Below are 17804 nucleotides of genomic sequence, written 5' to 3'. Positions count from 1 at the left end.
TTATTCTCTTAGGTCACACCGTAAACTTCGCGGTAACGGGCTACTGCGTGCAAATTCTGTTCCATCGTGGCATGGTCATGCAAATAGGCAAGCAGGTCGGCAAGATTGGCAATGGCAAATACCGGGATGTTGTATTGTTTTTCAACTTCCTGCACCGCAGACAAGGCACCCTGGCCGCGTTCCATGCGATCCAGCGCAATGACTACGCCAGCCGGCGTGGCGCCATGACTGCGAATCAGTTCTACGGACTCGCGCACCGAGGTGCCGGCCGAGATGACATCGTCAATAATCAGGACACGTCCGTGCAAAGGCGCGCCCACGATGCTGCCGCCTTCGCCATGATCCTTGGCCTCCTTGCGGTTGAAACTGTACGGCACTTTCTGCCCCTGAGCGGCCAGCGCCACGGCTGTTGTGGCGGCCAGCGGGATGCCTTTGTAAGCGGGTCCGAACAGCACATCAAATTTGATTCCGGCAGCGAGTATCGCTTTCGCGTAAAATTCGCCAAGTTGTTTCAGGGCCATGCCATCGGAAAATAGCCCGGCATTGAAGAAATACGGGCTGAGGCGCCCGGCCTTGGTTTTGTATTCGCCAAAACACAACACATTTTGTTCAATGGCGAAGGTCAGAAATGCTTGACGGAAGTCGGACATGATTAATTCGAGGAAATAGACATTTGCGCATTATAACCGCCAACCTCAATGGTATCCGCTCTGCCGGCAGTAAAGGTTTCTTTGAATGGCTTGCCACGCAAGACGCCGATGTCGCGTGTGTGCAGGAACTGAAAGCGCAGATGACCGATATGCGCCGTGAAATGCTCCAGCCCGATGGGTTGTATGGCTACTTCCATTATGCGGAAAAAAAGGGCTACAGCGGGGTAGGCATTTACGCCAAAAAACAACCCGATACGGTGATTGAAGGGCTGGGCATTGCCGATATCGATGCTGAAGGGCGTTACATTGAGGCGCAATTCGGTAATCTCAGCGTCATTTCGCTGTATTTGCCATCCGGCTCCAGTTCCGATGAGCGTCAGCAGGTCAAATTCCGCTTTCTGGAACGGTTTTACCCGCATCTAACCGAACTGAAAAACGGTGGGCGTGAAGTCATTCTGTGCGGTGACTGGAACATCGCCCACAAGGAAGTTGATTTGAAAAACTGGAAATCCAACCAGAAAAATTCCGGATTCCTGCCGGAAGAACGTGCCTGGATGAGCAAGGTTCAGGATGAGCTCGGATTTGTGGATGTGCATCGCATGCTCTGCCCGGATGCCACCGGAGAAGCATATACATGGTGGAGCAATCGCGGCCAGGCGTGGGCCAATAACGTAGGCTGGCGCATAGATTATCAGATCGCAACGCCCGGGATTGCCGCGCAGGCGCGTGCTGCTAGCGTGTATAAAGACACGCGTTTTTCCGATCATTCGCCCCTCATTATCGACTACGCAGACCACCAATGACCGGGTACGTACCGAAGCCTGGCTGGCAGGAAACGCTGAAATCCATTTTTAGCGGCCGTATGCTGGTGGCGCTGGTGATGGGGTTTACCTCCGGACTGCCGCTGTTGCTTACCGGTTCGGTATTGCAGGCGTGGTTGAAAGATTCCGGCGTCAGCCTGGCTGCGATCGGTGCAGCGTCGCTCATCGGCTTGCCGTATACGTTGAAATTCCTGTGGGCACCGCTGTTTGATCGTTTTACGCTGCCCCTGCTCGGCCGGCGGCGTGGCTGGCTGCTGCTCGTACAGGGCGTGCTGGCAGCAACCCTGGTGGGTTTGAGCCTGTCCAACCCGGCCGTCAATCTGTGGGGTGTTGCCTTGGCAGCGTTGCTGGTGACGTTCTTTTCCGCTTCGCAGGATATAGTCATTGATGCCTATCGACGTGAAAGCCTGCACGACGTGGAGCTGGGTTTCGGTTCGGCGCTTTTCGTCAATGGTTATCGTGTCGGCATGCTGCTGGCCGGTGGTGGCGGGCTGATTCTGGCCGACCTGTTGAGTTTCCCCGTCATGTACCAACTCATGGCGGCATTTATGAGCGTGGGGATCATTACCACGTTACTGGCGCGTGAACCGAGTCTTCCTCCGGGTGTGCCGCGCACGCTGAAAAGCGCAGTCATTGATCCGTTTGTGGAATTCTTCAAGCGTGAAGAAGCATGGTTGATCCTTGCGTTCATTCTGTTTTACAAACTGGGCGACACGCTTGCGACAGCCATTTCTACGCCGTTTTATCTGGATCTCGGGTTCTCCAAGACCGAAATCGGTGCGGTGGTCAAATTGTTCGGTTTCTGGGCCACCATACTGGGCGGCACTTTGGGTGGCATCTGGATATTGCGGCTGGGTATGTACCGGGCACTATGGGCGTTCGGCATACTGCAAATGCTATCGACGTTCGGTTTTGTCTTGCTGGCGCACATGGGGCCGCATCTTACCGGGCTGGCGGCGGTGGTGGCGGTGGAAAATTTCACCGGCGGGCTGGGTACGGCGGCATTTGTCGGGTTCATGGGTGCCATGACCGACAAACGTTTCACTGCCACCCAGTATGCGTTGTTGTCGAGCCTGATGGGCGTGCCGCGGGTGATCCTGTCTGCACCAACCGGGTGGATGGCTGAAACCATGGGCTGGACCCTGTTTTTCCTGACCTGCACGCTACTTGCGCTGCCCGGTTTGTGGCTGCTGCGCCGGTTTAAAGGATGGGTGGAGCCAGGCAATGCCTGAAATTTCCTACCTGTCGGTATTTCTGGTGGGCTTGTTGGGAGGCGTACACTGTGTCGGCATGTGCGGCGGCATTGTCACCGCACTGTCATTGTCTTCGGCGACCAATCGTCCCGCAGTGCCGACTTTGCTGGCCTACAATTTCGGACGTGTCACCAGCTATGCACTGGCTGGCGCCATTGTCGGGGCAATCGGTGCAAGCACTTTATTGCTGGACAGGTTCATGCCCGCAGAGCGTGTATTGTATGGTTTGGCCAATGTCATGCTGATCATGCTCGGGCTGTACCTGGCCGGTTTATCGCGCGCCGTCCTGGCGCTGGAGCGTGCGGGTAGCGTGGTATGGGCACGCTTGCAGCCACTGATGAAACGATTTATCCCGGTGCGCACACTGCCGCAGGCGTTTTTTACCGGCGCAGTGTGGGGCTGGTTGCCATGCGGATTGGTGTACTCAGTGCTGATATCGGCGCTGGCCACAGGCAGTGCTGCACACGGCGCGTTGCTGATGCTGGCTTTCGGCGCGGGCACATTACCCAATTTGCTGGCGATGGGTTTATTCGCCAAGCGTCTTCAAACCCTCACCCGCAAACCGATGGTGCGACTGGCAGCCGGGCTGATGGTAGCGGCATTTGGTGTATGGGGATTAACCCGGTTGATTTTATATGTCTGATCCCGTCCATCAACCTCCATTGCGTCAACTCTTGAAACGCGCCGCCTATGCGGTGGACGCGGTGGTGCACAAGGGCCAGAACCTCAATCGCGTGTTGGCGCAGCAGCCTGTTGAAGGGCGCGCCACCGTACAGGATATCTGCTACGGTAGTCTGCGCGAGTATGCATTGCTGGCAGCATTGCGCGACGCGTTGCTGAGCAATCCGCTCAAGGATAGCGTTGTCGCCGCGCTGCTGGTGGTGACATTGCGCCAGTTGCGACTGCGTCCCGATGCGACACATACCGTGGTCAACGAGGCTGTGGAAGCCGCCGCAGCGACTCAGCCATGGGCGCGTGGCCTGGTTAACGGCGTATTGCGCAACTACCTGCGTCAGGCTGAAGCGCTTACTGCCACGGTCATCCAGAAAGAAAGTGTGTATTGGAACTACCCGCAGTGGTGGATCGACCGAGTGCGCGTAGCCTATCCGGAACACTGGCAAGCTGTGCTGACGGCAGGTAACCAGCATGCGCCGATGACGCTGCGGGTGAATCAGCACCACGGCAGCACTGTCGCGTACCAGGAATTGCTGCGTGATGCGGGTGTGGAAGCCACCCAGACCGGCGAATTTGCACTGCAACTGGCCCAGCCGATTGCAGTGGCTCAGCTACCGGGTTTTGCATCCGGCCGCGTATCGGTGCAGGATGCCGGCGCGCAGCTTGCCGCGCCTTTGCTGGATTTGCATGACGGTCAGCGCGTGCTGGATGCCTGCGCAGCGCCGGGAGGCAAAACCGGACATATTCTGGAAACAGCAGATGTAACGTTGACGGCGCTGGATTCAGATACGACCCGCCTGCGACGAGTAGGTGAAAATCTTGATCGTTTGCGCCTTAATGCCACTCTGGTTGGCGGTGATGCCGCGCAGCCCGGCACCTGGTGGGATGGTCAGCCGTTCGACCGCATCCTCGCCGATGTACCTTGTTCGGCATCAGGCGTGGTGCGGCGTCATCCGGATATCAAATGGTTGAGACGGCCTGACGATATTGCGTATTTTGCGGCGCAGCAGGCTGCCATGCTCCCCGAACTCTGGCGATGTCTGGCGCGCGATGGTAAATTGCTTTACATAACCTGCTCCATTTTCCCTGAAGAAAATCAGCATCAGGTGGATGCCTTTCTGGACCGGCACAAGGATGCCATCCAGCTGGATCTGGATGGTGAATGGATCAACCCTGGTCAGCTGTTACCCGATGAACAACACGACGGTTTCTTTTATGCGTTGCTTGCCAAGAACTGAATTTTTGGCGCTGTTGCTGGCGCTATTCGTGCAACTCATGCTGTTCGCTCCCGTTGCCGGCGCAGCCAGCGAGGGCATCCATATCAAATCCGCAGAACTCAAACTGGTGGATGAGGTATATCAGCTCAATGCACATCTGACCATCACGCTTGGCCCGACCCTGGAAGAGGCTGTCAAGAAAGGTCTGGCGCTTAACTTCATTACCGAATTCGATTTCCGTCGCCGGCGCTGGTACTGGTTCAACGAAGAAATTGCCAAAGTCACCCGTAATACGCGGCTGACCTATAATCCGCTGTTGCGCCAGTATTTGCTGGCGGAAGGTTCGCAGCAGCTTAGTTTTGATACGCTTGCGGATGCACTTGCGTCGCTGGGGGAAATCAGCGCCTGGCCGGTGCTGGATCGACGCCTGCTCTACAAGCGTTACAGTTATGTGGCAAGCCTTGGTATGCGTATGGATGTGTCGCAACTGCCCAAGCCACTGCAAATCAACGCCATCAGTTCGCGTAAATGGGACCTTGAATCTGCGCCATTCGAGTGGAGCATGTCGCCGTGAACAGAAATAGATGAAATATCTGGTCCTGCTCGGGTTCGGCATTGGTGCCGTGCTGGTATACCTGCTGTCCAGCGCCAGCGCCAATACCGAACTGTTCGCACGCAACTTCCCGTATCTGCTGGCAGTCACTGGCGCATTGGTAACTGCATTGCTGGTGCTGGTGGGCTATCAGATCATCCAGCTGCGCCACAAGATCAAGCATGGCGTATTTGGTGCCAAACTTACGGTACGCTTGATGCTGGTCTTCGGTTTGATGGCGCTGCTGCCGGGTGCGGTGATATATGGCGTATCGGTGCAGTTTCTGTCAAAAAGCATCGAGTCCTGGTTTGATGTGCGCGTGGACAATGCCCTGGGTAGCGGCCTTAATCTGGGGCAGGCCGTGCTCGACAACCTGCAGCGTGAACTCACCAAAAAAGCTGAATCCATGGCACTGACACTGGCTGACAAACCACCCGCCACGCATATTCATTTGCTGAATACGCTGCGCGAACAGTCTGGTGTGCAAGAAGCCACCTTGTTCAGCGAACGGGGAAAAATCATCGCCTTTGCCGGCAACGAGCGCGCCGGCATGCTGCCGATCATTCCCGGCAACAGCATCCTGTGGCAGGTACGTCAGCAACAACCCTATGCACGTATCGAGTCCATCCCCAATCGCGGCCTGTTTGTTCGCGTGGTGGTTCCAGTCAACCTGCTGTCGTTCACTGAAAATATCCGCGTGCTGCAGCTGCTGCAACCGGTGCCGCCCAAGCTGGCAGAAGATGCCGAAGCCGTGCGCACGGCGTATCAGGATTACCAGGAGCTGTCATTATCCCGGTTGGGGTTGAAGCGTTTGTATGGCTTGACGCTGACGCTGATCATGTTGCTGGCATTGCTGGTCATGATCGCGTTGGCATTTCTTATCAGCGAGCAGATGGCCGCGCCGCTGCGCGCCCTGGCAAAAGGTACGCGCGCTGTGGCAAAAGGGGATTTCACCCAGATGCATCCAGTGCATAGCCGCGATGAATTGGGAATACTGACACAATCGTTTAATCGCATGACGCGGCAACTGGCTGAAGCACGCAATGCTGCTGAGGTCAGCCGTGAGCAGATCGAAAAATCCCATGCCTATCTGGAAAACATACTCGCCAACCTGACCTCGGGTGTGGTCGCATTCGACGAACAATTGCAGGTGCGCAGCATTAACCCGCTGGCAGAACAGTTGCTGGACGTGACGACCGGTACCTTGCGTGGCGCCCAGCTATATCAATGGGGAAACCGTGCGCCGGCGCTCGCTGAATTTGCTGCCGGGATTGCTGCCCAATTCAAGCTGCATGGCGACGTCAGCTGGCGTCAGCAGATTGAATACGGTATGGAGGGCAACAAGCGTACGCTATTGGCCCACGGCACACACTTACCGAGCGGGGTGGATAATGGTTATGTCCTGGTGTTCGATGACATTACCCACATGATCAAGGCGCAGCGAGATGCGGCCTGGGGCGAAGTGGCGCGGCGTCTGGCACACGAAATCAAGAATCCGCTTACCCCGATTCAGCTTTCCGCCGAACGTATCCAGCACAAATTTGTCGCCAAGCTGGCCCCTGCGGATGCCGAGATGCTTACGCGTTCGACCCAGACTATCGTCAATCAGGTTTCGGCAATGAAAGAAATGGTCAATGCGTTTGCAGAATACGCACGTACACCCGCTGTGCAGCTGGAGGCTATCGAACTCAATGCCTTGGTACGCGAGGTGTTGAGCCTGTACGAGCTCGGCCCTGGCATGGCACTTCATCTGGCCGACGATTTGATGCAGGTATTGGCAGATCGAAAGCTGTTGCGCCAGGTTATTCATAATTTGTTGCAAAATGCGCAGGATGCACTGGCCGATTCGGCTGATCCGCACATCATGCTGACGACGGCACAGGGCGAAAGCGGGGTGCAATTCAGTATTGTGGATAACGGACCAGGTTTCCCGCCTGCGCTGATGGAGCGCTTGTTTGAACCTTACGCAACGACCAAACCCAAAGGTACGGGCTTGGGGTTGGCTATTGTGAAGAAAATCATCGAGGAACATCACGGCATGATCCGCATTGAGAACATCAAACCGCACGGTGCCAGTGTGTGTATTCGCCTGCCTGCGGCACCTGCTCGGGAGACCAGCGTATGAGCGGTCAGATTTTAGTGGTAGACGACGAGCCGGGCATCCGGGAACTGCTTTCGGAAATTCTGACCGATGAAGGCTATGACATCAGCCTGGCGGAGAATGCCGGTGCCGCGCGTACCTCGCGTCACAAGGCGCGGCCTGATCTGGTGCTGCTGGATATCTGGATGCCTGACACCGACGGCATTACCCTGCTCAAGGAATGGGCAGGTAACGGTCAGCTCACCATGCCGGTGGTGATGATGTCCGGTCACGGCACCATTGATACCGCAATCGAGGCAACGCGTCTGGGCGCGGCGGACTTTCTGGAAAAGCCCATTGCGCTGCATAAATTATTGTCCACGATCAAGCGGGTGCTCAAGCCCGGCGAAGCCCGTGCCCAGCCCAGCATGAACCTGGCCGGGCTGGGGCGTGGTGCACTGATCCAGCATTTGAAAGAGCAGCTCACTCGCATCGCCAATCTGAAAACGCCAGTATTGCTGCTGGCTGAGCCAGGCAGCGGTGCGCGCATCTGCGCGCGTTTTTTGCAGCCAGCCAACAGTAACTGGGTGGAGCTGGACGACACCAGTCAGCTGGCGGATGCGCCGCTGGATCTGCTCCAGCGGGCGCGCGATGGCGTGTTGTATATTCCGGAAGTCGCCAACCTGGGCAAGCTCGCGCAAAAGGGCCTGGCATTGGCGCTGGAACGCGCGGAAAAATATAACGTGCGCGTGGTATGCGTCAGTAGTGATGATTTGTCGCGTTGTGCCGCCGAGGGTGAATTCGACAGCCGCCTGTATTACGCGTTGGGTGCGCTCACCATTCGCGTGCCCAGCCTGCGCGAGCATCGCGAAGATGTCCCGGATATTGCTGCCTATATGCTGGCACAACTGGTGGAAGCCAATCAGTTGCCGCCGCGCCGGTTTGGTACCGCCGCTTTGAATGCATTGCGCAACGCTGACTGGCCTGGCAACCTGCCGCAGCTGGATAATGTCGTTCATACTCTGCTGATGACAGCGGATAGCGATGAAATCAGCGCTGAAGCCGTACAACATGTAATGCGCCCGCTGGTGCCGCGCGCCACCCCGCCGGCCGCGGTGGATGTCGCGATAGAACTGCCCCTGCGCGAGGCGCGCGATGCTTTCGAGCGCAGTTATTTCGAGCGCCTGATTGCGCAGGAGGATGGCAACATGAGTCGTGTAGCGGAGCATGCCGGCGTAGAGCGCACCCATCTGTATCGAAAATTAAAGCAACTCGGCATCAGGTTTGGTAAAAAGGCCGTCCCTTGAAGATCATCATTCTCGGCGCCGGCCAAGTCGGCGCCACCTTGGCGGAAAACCTGGTTTCCGAAGCGAACGATCTGACCATCGTCGATCTCGATGTGGAAAAATTATCCCAGCTGCAAGACCGCCTGGATTTGCGTACGGTGGTGGGATCGGCTTCCCACCCTTCCGTACTGCGTGCCGCAGGCGCGAAGGATGCCGATATGCTGGTGGCGGTAACGCAGAGCGATGAAACCAACATGCTGGCGTGCAAGCTGGCCAAAGTGTTATTTAATATCCCCACCAAGATTGCGCGCATACGTTCAGCCGATTATCTCAAGCACCCGCAAATATTTTCAGATGAAAACCTGTGCGTGGACTACACCATCAGCCCGGAGCAGGAACTGACTGATTATTTGCGCCGCCTGATCGACTACCCCAGCGCCTTGCAGGTACTGGATTTCGCAGCCGGGAAAGTCCGGCTGGTTGCGGTGCGCGCTTATCATGGCGGCCCGCTGGTAGGGCATGAGTTGCGTGATATGCGCAAACATTTGCCGAATCTGGATGCGCGTGTGGCGGCGATTTTCCGGGGTAACCGCGCGATTGTGCCGGAAGGCAGCACGGTGATTGAGTCGGGTGATGAAGTGTTTGTGATCGCGGCCGCAGAAAACATTCGCAGTGTAATGAAAGAACTGCGTCGTCTCGACAAAAAAGTAAGCCGGGTAATGATTGCTGGCGGCGGTAATATCGGGCGCCGACTTGCCGCAGCACTGGAAAACGACTTTCAGGTCAAACTGATTGACCATAACAAAAACAACGGCGCACGACTTGCTGCCGAATTGCACAATACCCTGATTCTGGTCGGTGATGCGACTGACGAAACGCTACTCGTTGATGAAAATATTGATGACATGGATGTGTTTTGTGCCCTCACCAACGATGATGAGGACAACATCATGGCTTCGCTGCAGGCCAAGCGTCTGGGCGCACGCAAAGTCATTGCGCTGATCAACCGTGCCAGCTATGTGGACCTGGTGCAAGGCGGCCAGATCGATATTGCCGTCTCGCCTGCCCATGCGACCATTGGCCCCCTGCTTGCCCACGTGCGCCGCGGTGACATGGCCGTCGTGCACAGTTTGCGCCGGGGTGCGGCGGAGGCGCTGGAAGCCGTGGTGCACGGCGACGCAAAAACCTCCAAGCTGGTGAGTCGCCGGGTGGATGAGGTGAAATGGCCGGAAGGGGTCAGCGTTGGCGCCATCATTCGCGGCGAGAAAGTCATTATTGCGCACCACGATACGATGATTGAAGCGGAAGACCATATCATTCTGTTTGTGCCCAACAAGCGTATGGTGCCCAAGGTAGAGAAACTATTCCAGGTCAGTTTCGGGTTTATCTAAATGCTGCGTGTTTTTCCTATCCTGAATGTGATCGGTCTGGTCGTGTTGCTGTTCGCCTTCACCATGCTGGCGCCCCTTGCAACCTCCTTTTACTATCAGGACGCGGCAGGCCACGCTTATCACGAAGCCATCCTCATTACCTTTGCCACCGGCCTGGTATTGTGGCTTGCCACGCGCAGCATGCGCAGCGAACTGAAAACCCGCGATGGCTACCTGCTGGTTGTGCTGGTCTGGGCAGTGCTGCCTGCCTTCGCTACGCTGCCACTGTTGATTTACATGCCGAACCTGTCGTTCACCAATGCCTATTTCGAAACCATGTCAGGCTTGACGACGACAGGCGCCACGGTGCTGACAGGCCTGGATCAATTGCCGCCCTCCATCAATCTATGGCGACACCTGCTCAACTGGCTGGGCGGTATGGGTATCATCGTGCTGGCAGTCGCCATCCTGCCGCTGCTCGGTGTGGGCGGACGCCAGCTGTACAAGGCGGAAACACCGGGGCCGATGAAGGACAGCAAGCTGACGCCACGCATCGCGCAAACGGCCAAATCCTTGTGGCTGGTGTATGCAGGCATTACCGTGGCCTGCATTATTGCCCTGAAATTCGCCGGCATGGGTTGGTTCGATGCGGTGTGCCATGCTTTTTCTGCGATGAGTCTGGGCGGGTTTTCCACCCATGATGCGAGCGTCGGCTATTTCAATTCGCCCAGGATTGAAGCGGTGCTGATTTTTTTCATGCTGATTGCCGCGATGAATTTCGCCACCCATTTCCTTGCCTTGCGCGGACGTTCCATGCGTGCCTACCTGCATGATCCGGAAGTCCCCGCCATGCTGGTCCTGATCGGCGCAAGCTGCGTTGGTATCGCGTTTTACATCTGGTATCACGGCATCTACGCCAGCTACTGGACTGCGTTACGCTATGTCAGCTTCAACCTGGTATCGATCGCTACCGACTGCGGTTTTGCCAATACCGATTATGGCAAATGGCCGGTATTCGCGCCGCTATGGATGTTGCTGCTAAGTTGCGTCAGTGCCAGTTCGGGTTCCACCGGCGGTGGTATCAAGATGATCCGTGCCCTGTTGATGCTCAAGCATGGCAAGCGCCAACTGGAAAAGCAGATTCATTCCACCGCCTTGCTACCCGTTAAAATCAATCATAGCGTGATCAGTAATCAAATCGTATTTGCGGTGCAGGCATTTGCCATGTTTTATGTCGTCAGTCTGGTGCTGTTGAGCCTGATTCTGGTCGCCAGCGGTATGGATTTCATCTCGTCCTTTACCGCCATCGTTGCCTGCATCAACAATGCCGGTCCCGGGTTAAGTCTGGTGGGGCCTGCTTCTACCTATGCCATACTGACCGACTTCCAGACTTGGGTATGCACGTTCACTATGCTGCTTGGCCGCCTGGAGATTTTTACCCTGCTGGTTTTGTTTACCCCGGCTTACTGGCGCAAATAATCATGACGACACCCATCATTCAAAACTTCGAAAAAATGCTCGCGGCAGGCAAGGACAATGCCCTGCTGCGCTTCTCTCTGGGCAATGAATATCTCAAGATCGACGATCCGGCCAATGCTGCTACCCACCTGAAGCAGGCAGTCGTGCAGGATCCGAAATATTCCGCAGCCTGGAAATTATTGGGCCGTGCCCTGGTCGAATCAGGGCACCCTGTCGAAGCACTGGCGGCCTATCGTGACGGCATCGCCGTGGCGGAGGCCAAGGGTGACAAACAGGCCGCCAAGGAAATGACCGTATTTGCGCATCGCATTGAAAAACAGCTCGCTGCAACCGACGGGAAATAACCGCCAGGATTGATTCGGAACTGTTATATCTGTGAGCGTCAAACAATTCACGTATTACCAGCAATGGGGATGCAATGATTGATGTTTACTACTGGACCACGCCGAATGGTCACAAAATCACGATCTTCGTGGAAGAGGCGGGAATACCATACAAAATCGTACCCGTTAACATTGGTACCGGAGACCAGTTCCAGCCTGATTTCCTTAAAATCGCACCGAATAACCGCATGCCGGCGATCATCGACCACGCGCCAGCAGATGGCGGTAGTGCGATCAGCGTGTTCGAATCCGGCGCTATTCTTCAATATCTGGCGGAAAAAACCGGAAAATTCCTGCCAGCCGATATGCGTGGTCGCACCGAAGTCATGCAATGGTTGTATTGGCAAATGGCCGGACTGGGCCCGATGGCCGGGCAGAATCATCATTTTGTGCAATATGCCCCCGAACACATTTCCTATGCCGTCGAGCGCTACGTCAAGGAAACCAACCGCCTCTATGGTGTACTGAACAAGCGTCTGGCAGATCGTGAATTCGTGGCCGGCACCTATTCGATCGCTGATATGGCGATTTATCCCTGGATTGTGCCCTACGAGCGCCAGGGTCAAAAACTTGAAAATTTCCCGCACTTGAAACGCTGGTTCGAAACGATACAGGCACGACCTGCGGTACAGCGGGCATATCAGGTGGCACAGGAGATTAACGAACGGCCAGTGGTTTCCGATGCTTCGCGCTCAATCCTGTTTGGACAAACCGCCGGTGTCGTGAAATAAATCTTCAACCGTGCCCGAGCAGTTTCGCAGCCAACTCTTACAATCAATGCAAATCAAGGAATGCACAGCGTGACTGAAATCATTATTCATCATTATCCAGCCTCCCCTGTTTCCGAGAAAATCCGCGCCGGAATGGGTATCAAGCAACTCGCCTGGCGTTCAGTTGAACACAACCGTTTGCCGGATCGTCCGGAGCTATTTGCCATGACTGGCGGCTACCGCCGCATTCCGGTCATGCAAATCGGCGCGGATATCTATTGTGATACGCAATGTATCCTGCGCGAACTGGAACATCGTGTGCCCAGCCCGAGTTTTTTCCCGGGCAATGGCGCAGGCCTGCCTTTTGCCCTGTCGCGCTGGAGCGATGGCGAGATGTTCGAGCTGGCATTCCGGGTAGCGTTTGCGCCGGTTGCCGACAAGCTGCCAGCGGCACTGATCGCCGACCGTACACGCCTTTATCTGGGCGAACAGGGCGATTTAAAATACGAAGCCGAAGACCTGCCGCATACGCTGGCCCAATTACGTCCGCAGTTTGGCTGGCTGGAAGCCTGCCTGACGAACGGGCAGCACTTTATGCTCGGTAACGAGCCGGGCATGGTAGACCTGCTTGCCTGGTATCTGATCTGGTTCGTGCGTGAGCGGTATGCGGCGGCACCCGAATATCTTGGAGAGTTTCCGATGCTGAATGCCTGGATACAGCGCATGCAGGCGATTGGCCACGGGACTTCGACACCCATGTCAGCTATCGAGGCGTTGGCGGTAGCGAAGGCAAATGAACCAGCAACGCCGGAAAAAACGGATAAACATGACCCGCAGGGGCTGAAGCCGGGGATGCACGTCACGGTCGTACCGGTCACTCAAGGTGGGGACCGGCCAGTCGAAGGCCGAATCCTGGCCGTAGATCGTGACACGATTGCTCTGACGCGTGAGCATGCGGATTGCGGGCGGGTGGCCGTGCACTTTCCGCGAGTGGGCTATCGCGTGCGCCCTTGTTGATATCGAAATGCAGGACGGAATCAGCAAGTGCAACTATTTTGATGGACGTATGTCCACCTTCCGGGACTGGAAATTCTGAACTAGAATAACGCCGTAGCTGATATTGCAATAGACGATTGGCTGCGGTTTTGTGGATAGAATGCCATGCCGGGTTCTATATTTATGGGTTTGTTTTTCTTTCTTACTGGAGATTAAATTGGACACGTTAAATAGCAAAAAGGTCAACCGCCGTTCATTCCTGAAAGGCGCCGCTCTATTGGCAAGTATCGCAGTCGTACCGGCTGTCGCAAGCAGGCAGGCATCTGCCGCCGCCAAGGCGAGTCAAGCATCCATGCAGTATCAGGATCACCCAAAAGGGAAACTGGAATGCAGTAACTGTATTCAGTTTGTTCCTGGCAAAACAGCCAAGGCGATGGGCACCTGCAAGGTAGTGGAAGGCGCGATCCATCCTCAAGGGTATTGCATCGCTTACGCACCTAAAGCCTGAACTTTCCGGCAAGCGCATCATTTGGTGATTTACAAGCGACGAACAGCAAGCATTTGGACGCTGTCTGCCGTAGTCGCTGGTTAAATGGTGCGCCGCTTCAAATTCTTTCGCTAATTAATAAAGCCGACAATTGAATATCAATTGATCGAAGATTGTCCTGATGGTGGAGACGAGGAGGATCGAACTCCCGACCTTCGCATTGCGAACGCGACGCTCTCCCGGCTGAGCTACGTCCCCACGTTGAAATGGGATTCTACACCAAGATTTTTCGCGAATGGCTGGTCACAATAGACGGGCCGGCAGATGTCGATGAGGCTCATGGGGGAGTGCTTTTTTCTTTATCTGCGCATTATTCTGGAATGCCTGAAAAAAAATAAACCCAAATCGATTGAAAATGCTGTAGCCTTGTACGCGTTCTATGGAATTCAAGCACCAAATTGCGGTACGTTAAGTTGGCCCTGTTTTTTCTTGATTCGATAGACCACGGGCGACCGCCCAAACGACTTATGAGTTAGGAAAAAAAATGGCATTAGGTACTGTTAAATGGTTCAACGACGCTAAAGGTTTTGGTTTTATTACTCCCGATGATGGTGGCGATGATTTGTTCGCACACTTCTCGGCAATCAATGCAGCTGGTTTCAAAACCCTGCAAGAAAACCAGCGCGTCAGCTTCGATGTGACCACCGGACCCAAGGGCAAACAAGCCTCGAACATCCAGGCCGGCTAAGTTTTACCGGACAACAAAAAACCCCCGCTGGTCGGGGGTTTTTTGTTGTCCGCGATTTAGAATTGCTAACCACGAAAAAGCGCCGGGCGGTTAAGCGGTGGCTAGTGTTGTCCGCGCTTGCCGGCGTACCACGGTGGATGGGCGACGATGCCCACCCTGACCGGTTGAAGTCAAAAATGCCTGCATTGCCTTGCGTGCACGGTGTACCCGTACCCAGACATTTGCCTCGCTGATCGCAAAACGCCGTGATACGGTTTTTGCGGATTCACCCTCGATTTCACGGGCATAAAATACTGCCGAGATGCTGGCCGGCATGGCCCGAAGCGCCTGGTCCACCCCTTGCAAGAATTGGTTCAGTTCGATGGATTTTTGCGGGTTCGGCAGCAGGCTATCGGCTACCTGGTGCAGGCTGAATGAATCGGGATCGTGTTCCAGCAGACTGTCGCCGGCTTCATTTTCCAGGCGCAGATGACGCCCGCGGTCACGAAAGGCATCCAGCATTTTGTGTTTGAGTATGCCGGTAAGCCATACACGATAAGTGGAACGTGCAGCATAGTCACTGGTACTCTGTAACGCGGCGAGCAATGTTTCCTGCACCAGATCGTCGGCCAGATGGGCATCCCTCACGTGCTTGAGGGCAAAATGATAGAGATAGGCGCGATGCTCGGCGGCTGCGTGTTCGAAGTTGATTTCCGGATTGTGTAACATGATGCGTCTCCGCTTGCTTTGAATGACAGCCTCAGTTTGCGGGCTGATAATCTCGGCTGCGTTGCGCGAACATATCGTTTTGATAACAAAATTTGTGCATCTGGTGTCAGGTTGGGTGCGCAGATCAGACTAAGGGGCATGGATATGCTCAATGATTGCCGCACCCTGGTGGTGGAGGACACTGCAGAAATTGCCGGTCTGATCCGTTTGCATCTGGAGGATTTGGGCTTGCGGGTGACGTGCGCCGCCGACGGTATTGCCGGGCTGGAGCTCGCGCGCAACGGCACATTTGACCTGATCGTGCTGGATCTGATGTTGCCCGGTCTGGATGGTCTGGAGATATGCCGCGCACTGCGTTCGGATCCCCGATACTACACACCGATTTTGATGCTGACTGCCAAGGCCAGTGAAATTGATCGTGTGGTCGGGCTGGAACTGGGGGCGGATGATTACCTGGGCAAGCCGTTCAGCATCCCGGAGCTGCAGGCGCGTGTCAAAGCGCTGCTACGGCGCTCTGAAAAGATGCGTGGTGTCGTTCCCCCGAATGAGGTGTCCATGGTGCGTGCAGGCAGCCTGGAGATCGATACAATGCGTCACGAAGTCCGTCTGTGCGGCAGGCTCATCCCGTTAACCGCCAAGGAGTTCGATCTGCTGTTGTTTATGGCGCACAATCCGGGCCGGGTCTATTCGCGCGCGCAACTGCTGGATGCCGTTTGGGGCACCACGCTTGAATCCTATGAGCACAATGTGAATACCCATATCAACCGCCTGCGCGCCAAGGTCGAAGCCGATCCCGCCAATCCGCAATACGTGCTGACCGTGCGCGGCGTCGGTTACCGCTTCGCAGACTGCTGATGCGGATATTGGCAGACAGCCTGCGTGCACGCATCACCGCACTGGTCATCGGATTTTGCATACTGATTGCAGCGATATTTACTTTAGCCGTGCATTTTGCCCACAGCGCCTACAATGACGAGCTGCGTCAACAGCAGGGCTTGCAGTTTACCCATAACGTCGCGCTGATGTATCCGGAGCTGGGTAAATTAGAGCACATCCAGCGCGACAGGATTGAAACCCAGTTTGAGCAGATGTTGTTGCTGGAGCCATCCAGCGCGCTGTACCTGATCGACGATCAGGGCCGGGTACGCGTCGGTTATTCCAAGCAGCGTTCAATTGGTGGCAGCAGTCATGTGAACCTGGCACCCATCCGGCAATTGCTGGGCCACCCCGGCGGCAAAATCGTGTATGGCAGCGATCCCGATTTCCCGGGCATGAAATGCCTGTTTGCCGCCGCGCCGATCTATGATGGCAACGCACAATCCGGTTATCTTTATATGTTGATGCGGCCGCCGGAAACCAATCCAGGGCAGTTGCTGGCATCCAGCTATGCCAATCGCACCGCGTTGCTGGTCGCCTTGAGTGCGAGCTTGCTGATTGCCCTGTTCGTATGGGTGGTGATGGCGCAAATTACACGCCCTTTACGTCGTTTGGCAAGTGCCGCCGACCAAGTGCGTACGGCGGAAATTGCCGACATTCCTGACCCAGCCAGTTTCCCGCATCAGGATCGGCGCGATGAGATTGGTCATTTATCGCGCGCATTTCGTGACATGGTGCAACGTTTGCACGAGCAAGTGTTGCGAGTGCGGCGCATGGATGCCACGCGGCGTGACTGGGTGGCCAGTATTTCGCATGATCTGCGTACCCCGTTGACCTCACTGACCGGCCATCTGGAAACGGTTATCCTGCGTGGTGAGCGCCTCGGTGAAGCCGAGCGCGAACGTTTCCTGCAGGTTGCGTTGAAAAATGCGCAACATCTGGATCGTTTGTCGGCCTCTCTATTTGATTTTGCCCGGCTTGACAGTGATGCAGTGCGTCTTGAAAAGGCGCCGACCCACCTGGGCGAACTGGTAGATGACATCGCGCAGCGCTTCACACCCGCTGCCGAGACACGCGGCGTACATATTGAATGCGGTTATCCGGAAGCCCTGCCGCTGGTGGCGGTCGATGCGGCGTTGATAGAACGCGCGATCGCCAACTTGATGGAAAACGCATTGCGCCATACGCCCGTGGGCGGCACCATCCGTCTTGTTGCACAACCGCGCAATGACGGCATCGAGCTGGTTGTGACCGATACCGGCGCAGGGATTGCATCTGCCGATGTTGCCAAGGTGTTCGAGCGATTTTTTCAGGGCAGCCAGCAACGCGAAGGCCATGGTCATGCGGGTCTGGGCTTGGCTATCGTCAAGCGTGTGGCAGAGCTCCACCAGGGCCATGTGCGGGCGGGTAACCAGCCGCAGGGTGGGGCGTGTTTTACCTTGTGGCTGCCATTGAATGCGGCGGAATAGTGCC

The 17804-nt window shown here is 55.8% G+C and carries 18 protein-coding genes and 1 tRNA gene; 16 read left to right on the top strand and 3 right to left on the bottom strand.

The features are described from left to right. Nucleotides 1-8: 8 nt before the first annotated feature. A complete protein-coding gene (pyrE, locus tag ACYCZJ_RS10650) occupies nt 9-650 on the bottom strand; it encodes an orotate phosphoribosyltransferase (protein ID WP_461554199.1) in 642 nt (213 codons plus the stop codon). Between the two features lie 23 nt (nt 651-673). Between pyrE and ACYCZJ_RS10645 the strand changes: the two genes are divergently transcribed. The 13 genes from ACYCZJ_RS10645 to ACYCZJ_RS10585 all read left to right on the top strand — a co-directional run bounded on the left by ACYCZJ_RS10645 (nt 674) and on the right by ACYCZJ_RS10585 (nt 14020). Next, entirely contained in the window at nt 674-1453 is a 780-nt protein-coding gene (locus tag ACYCZJ_RS10645) for an exodeoxyribonuclease III (RefSeq protein WP_461554198.1), read from the top strand. Beyond that, a complete protein-coding gene (locus tag ACYCZJ_RS10640; RefSeq protein ID WP_461554197.1) occupies nt 1450-2703 on the top strand; it encodes an AmpG family muropeptide MFS transporter in 1254 nt (417 codons plus the stop codon). Before ACYCZJ_RS10645 ends, ACYCZJ_RS10640 begins: the two co-directional genes overlap by 4 nt. Further along, a complete protein-coding gene (locus ACYCZJ_RS10635; RefSeq protein ID WP_461554196.1) occupies nt 2696-3367 on the top strand; it encodes a sulfite exporter TauE/SafE family protein in 672 nt (223 codons plus the stop codon). Before ACYCZJ_RS10640 ends, ACYCZJ_RS10635 begins: the two co-directional genes overlap by 8 nt. Then, nucleotides 3360-4637, top strand: a complete 1278-nt coding sequence (gene rsmB / locus ACYCZJ_RS10630; RefSeq protein WP_461554195.1) for a 16S rRNA (cytosine(967)-C(5))-methyltransferase RsmB — start codon at nt 3360-3362, stop codon at nt 4635-4637. The genes ACYCZJ_RS10635 and rsmB overlap by 8 nt, the downstream gene beginning before the upstream one ends. Beyond that, nucleotides 4624-5190, top strand: a complete 567-nt coding sequence (locus tag ACYCZJ_RS10625; RefSeq protein WP_461554194.1) for a DUF4390 domain-containing protein — start codon at nt 4624-4626, stop codon at nt 5188-5190. The genes rsmB and ACYCZJ_RS10625 overlap by 14 nt, the downstream gene beginning before the upstream one ends. 10 nt (nt 5191-5200) lie before the next feature. Then, the gene (locus ACYCZJ_RS10620; protein WP_461554193.1) at nt 5201-7333 is read left to right on the top strand and encodes a sensor histidine kinase; all 2133 of its coding nucleotides are present in this window, start codon (nt 5201-5203) and stop codon (nt 7331-7333) included. Further along, entirely contained in the window at nt 7330-8595 is a 1266-nt protein-coding gene (locus ACYCZJ_RS10615) for a sigma-54-dependent transcriptional regulator (RefSeq protein ID WP_461554192.1), read from the top strand. The genes ACYCZJ_RS10620 and ACYCZJ_RS10615 overlap by 4 nt, the downstream gene beginning before the upstream one ends. After that, complete coding sequence (gene trkA / locus ACYCZJ_RS10610; RefSeq protein WP_461554191.1) at nt 8592-9965, top strand: Trk system potassium transporter TrkA; 1374 nt, start codon at nt 8592-8594, stop codon at nt 9963-9965. Before ACYCZJ_RS10615 ends, trkA begins: the two co-directional genes overlap by 4 nt. After that, on the top strand, nt 9966-11423 hold the full coding sequence (locus ACYCZJ_RS10605; protein ID WP_461554190.1) for a TrkH family potassium uptake protein: 1458 nt from the start codon (nt 9966-9968) through the stop codon (nt 11421-11423). It begins immediately after the preceding gene. A gap of 2 nt (nt 11424-11425) precedes the next feature. After that, nucleotides 11426-11767: a tetratricopeptide repeat protein gene (locus ACYCZJ_RS10600; RefSeq protein WP_461554189.1), complete on the top strand. Its 342-nt coding sequence runs from the start codon at nt 11426-11428 to the stop codon at nt 11765-11767. Between the two features lie 74 nt (nt 11768-11841). Further along, on the top strand, nt 11842-12537 hold the full coding sequence (locus ACYCZJ_RS10595) for a glutathione binding-like protein (RefSeq protein WP_461554188.1): 696 nt from the start codon (nt 11842-11844) through the stop codon (nt 12535-12537). A 69-nt stretch (nt 12538-12606) separates the two neighbouring features. Then, entirely contained in the window at nt 12607-13533 is a 927-nt protein-coding gene (locus tag ACYCZJ_RS10590; protein WP_461554187.1) for a glutathione S-transferase family protein, read from the top strand. Nucleotides 13534-13672: 139 nt separating this feature from the next. Further along, nucleotides 13673-14020, top strand: coding sequence for a high-potential iron-sulfur protein (locus tag ACYCZJ_RS10585; RefSeq protein WP_461554234.1), 348 nt, complete (start codon nt 13673-13675; stop codon nt 14018-14020). A 161-nt stretch (nt 14021-14181) separates the two neighbouring features. Here ACYCZJ_RS10585 and ACYCZJ_RS10580 read toward each other — a convergent pair. Then, nucleotides 14182-14257 (bottom strand) — tRNA-Ala (locus ACYCZJ_RS10580). Between the two features lie 286 nt (nt 14258-14543). Between ACYCZJ_RS10580 and ACYCZJ_RS10575 the strand changes: the two genes are divergently transcribed. Continuing rightward, nucleotides 14544-14747: a cold-shock protein gene (locus ACYCZJ_RS10575; RefSeq protein WP_461554186.1), complete on the top strand. Its 204-nt coding sequence runs from the start codon at nt 14544-14546 to the stop codon at nt 14745-14747. Between the two features lie 90 nt (nt 14748-14837). Here the strand turns inward: ACYCZJ_RS10575 and ACYCZJ_RS10570 are convergent, their stop codons facing one another. After that, complete coding sequence (locus ACYCZJ_RS10570) at nt 14838-15455, bottom strand: sigma-70 family RNA polymerase sigma factor (protein ID WP_461554185.1); 618 nt, start codon at nt 15453-15455, stop codon at nt 14838-14840. Nucleotides 15456-15593: 138 nt separating this feature from the next. On the opposite strand from ACYCZJ_RS10570, the gene ACYCZJ_RS10565 reads away from it, so the two are divergent. Together ACYCZJ_RS10565 and ACYCZJ_RS10560 are read left to right on the top strand one after the other, a co-directional pair. Continuing rightward, the gene (locus ACYCZJ_RS10565) at nt 15594-16310 is read left to right on the top strand and encodes a winged helix-turn-helix domain-containing protein (RefSeq protein ID WP_461554184.1); all 717 of its coding nucleotides are present in this window, start codon (nt 15594-15596) and stop codon (nt 16308-16310) included. Continuing rightward, complete coding sequence (locus ACYCZJ_RS10560) at nt 16310-17800, top strand: sensor histidine kinase (protein WP_461554183.1); 1491 nt, start codon at nt 16310-16312, stop codon at nt 17798-17800. Before ACYCZJ_RS10565 ends, ACYCZJ_RS10560 begins: the two co-directional genes overlap by 1 nt. Nucleotides 17801-17804 lie beyond the last annotated feature (4 nt).

It is taken from the genome of Sulfuriferula sp., from assembly GCF_054605375.1.
The sequence above is the reverse complement of the archived record's forward strand: the minus strand, read 5'-3'. Positions and strand labels throughout refer to the sequence as shown.

Bases quoted from the DNA above. Each gene is read 5' to 3' on its own strand.
- pyrE (WP_461554199.1), bottom strand. From the start codon at position 650: ATGTCCGACTTCCGTCAAGCATTTCTGACCTTCGCCATTGAACAAAAT.
- ACYCZJ_RS10640 (WP_461554197.1), top strand. From the start codon at position 1,450: ATGACCGGGTACGTACCGAAGCCTGGCTGGCAGGAAACGCTGAAATCC.
- ACYCZJ_RS10635 (WP_461554196.1), top strand. From the start codon at position 2,696: ATGCCTGAAATTTCCTACCTGTCGGTATTTCTGGTGGGCTTGTTGGGA.
- rsmB (WP_461554195.1), top strand. From the start codon at position 3,360: ATGTCTGATCCCGTCCATCAACCTCCATTGCGTCAACTCTTGAAACGC.
- ACYCZJ_RS10620 (WP_461554193.1), top strand. From the start codon at position 5,201: ATGAAATATCTGGTCCTGCTCGGGTTCGGCATTGGTGCCGTGCTGGTA.
- ACYCZJ_RS10615 (WP_461554192.1), top strand. From the start codon at position 7,330: ATGAGCGGTCAGATTTTAGTGGTAGACGACGAGCCGGGCATCCGGGAA.
- ACYCZJ_RS10605 (WP_461554190.1), top strand. From the start codon at position 9,966: ATGCTGCGTGTTTTTCCTATCCTGAATGTGATCGGTCTGGTCGTGTTG.
- ACYCZJ_RS10600 (WP_461554189.1), top strand. From the start codon at position 11,426: ATGACGACACCCATCATTCAAAACTTCGAAAAAATGCTCGCGGCAGGC.
- ACYCZJ_RS10595 (WP_461554188.1), top strand. From the start codon at position 11,842: ATGATTGATGTTTACTACTGGACCACGCCGAATGGTCACAAAATCACG.
- ACYCZJ_RS10585 (WP_461554234.1), top strand. From the start codon at position 13,673: ATGCCATGCCGGGTTCTATATTTATGGGTTTGTTTTTCTTTCTTACTG.
- ACYCZJ_RS10575 (WP_461554186.1), top strand. From the start codon at position 14,544: ATGGCATTAGGTACTGTTAAATGGTTCAACGACGCTAAAGGTTTTGGT.
- ACYCZJ_RS10570 (WP_461554185.1), bottom strand. From the start codon at position 15,455: ATGTTACACAATCCGGAAATCAACTTCGAACACGCAGCCGCCGAGCAT.
- ACYCZJ_RS10565 (WP_461554184.1), top strand. From the start codon at position 15,594: ATGGATATGCTCAATGATTGCCGCACCCTGGTGGTGGAGGACACTGCA.
- ACYCZJ_RS10560 (WP_461554183.1), top strand. From the start codon at position 16,310: ATGCGGATATTGGCAGACAGCCTGCGTGCACGCATCACCGCACTGGTC.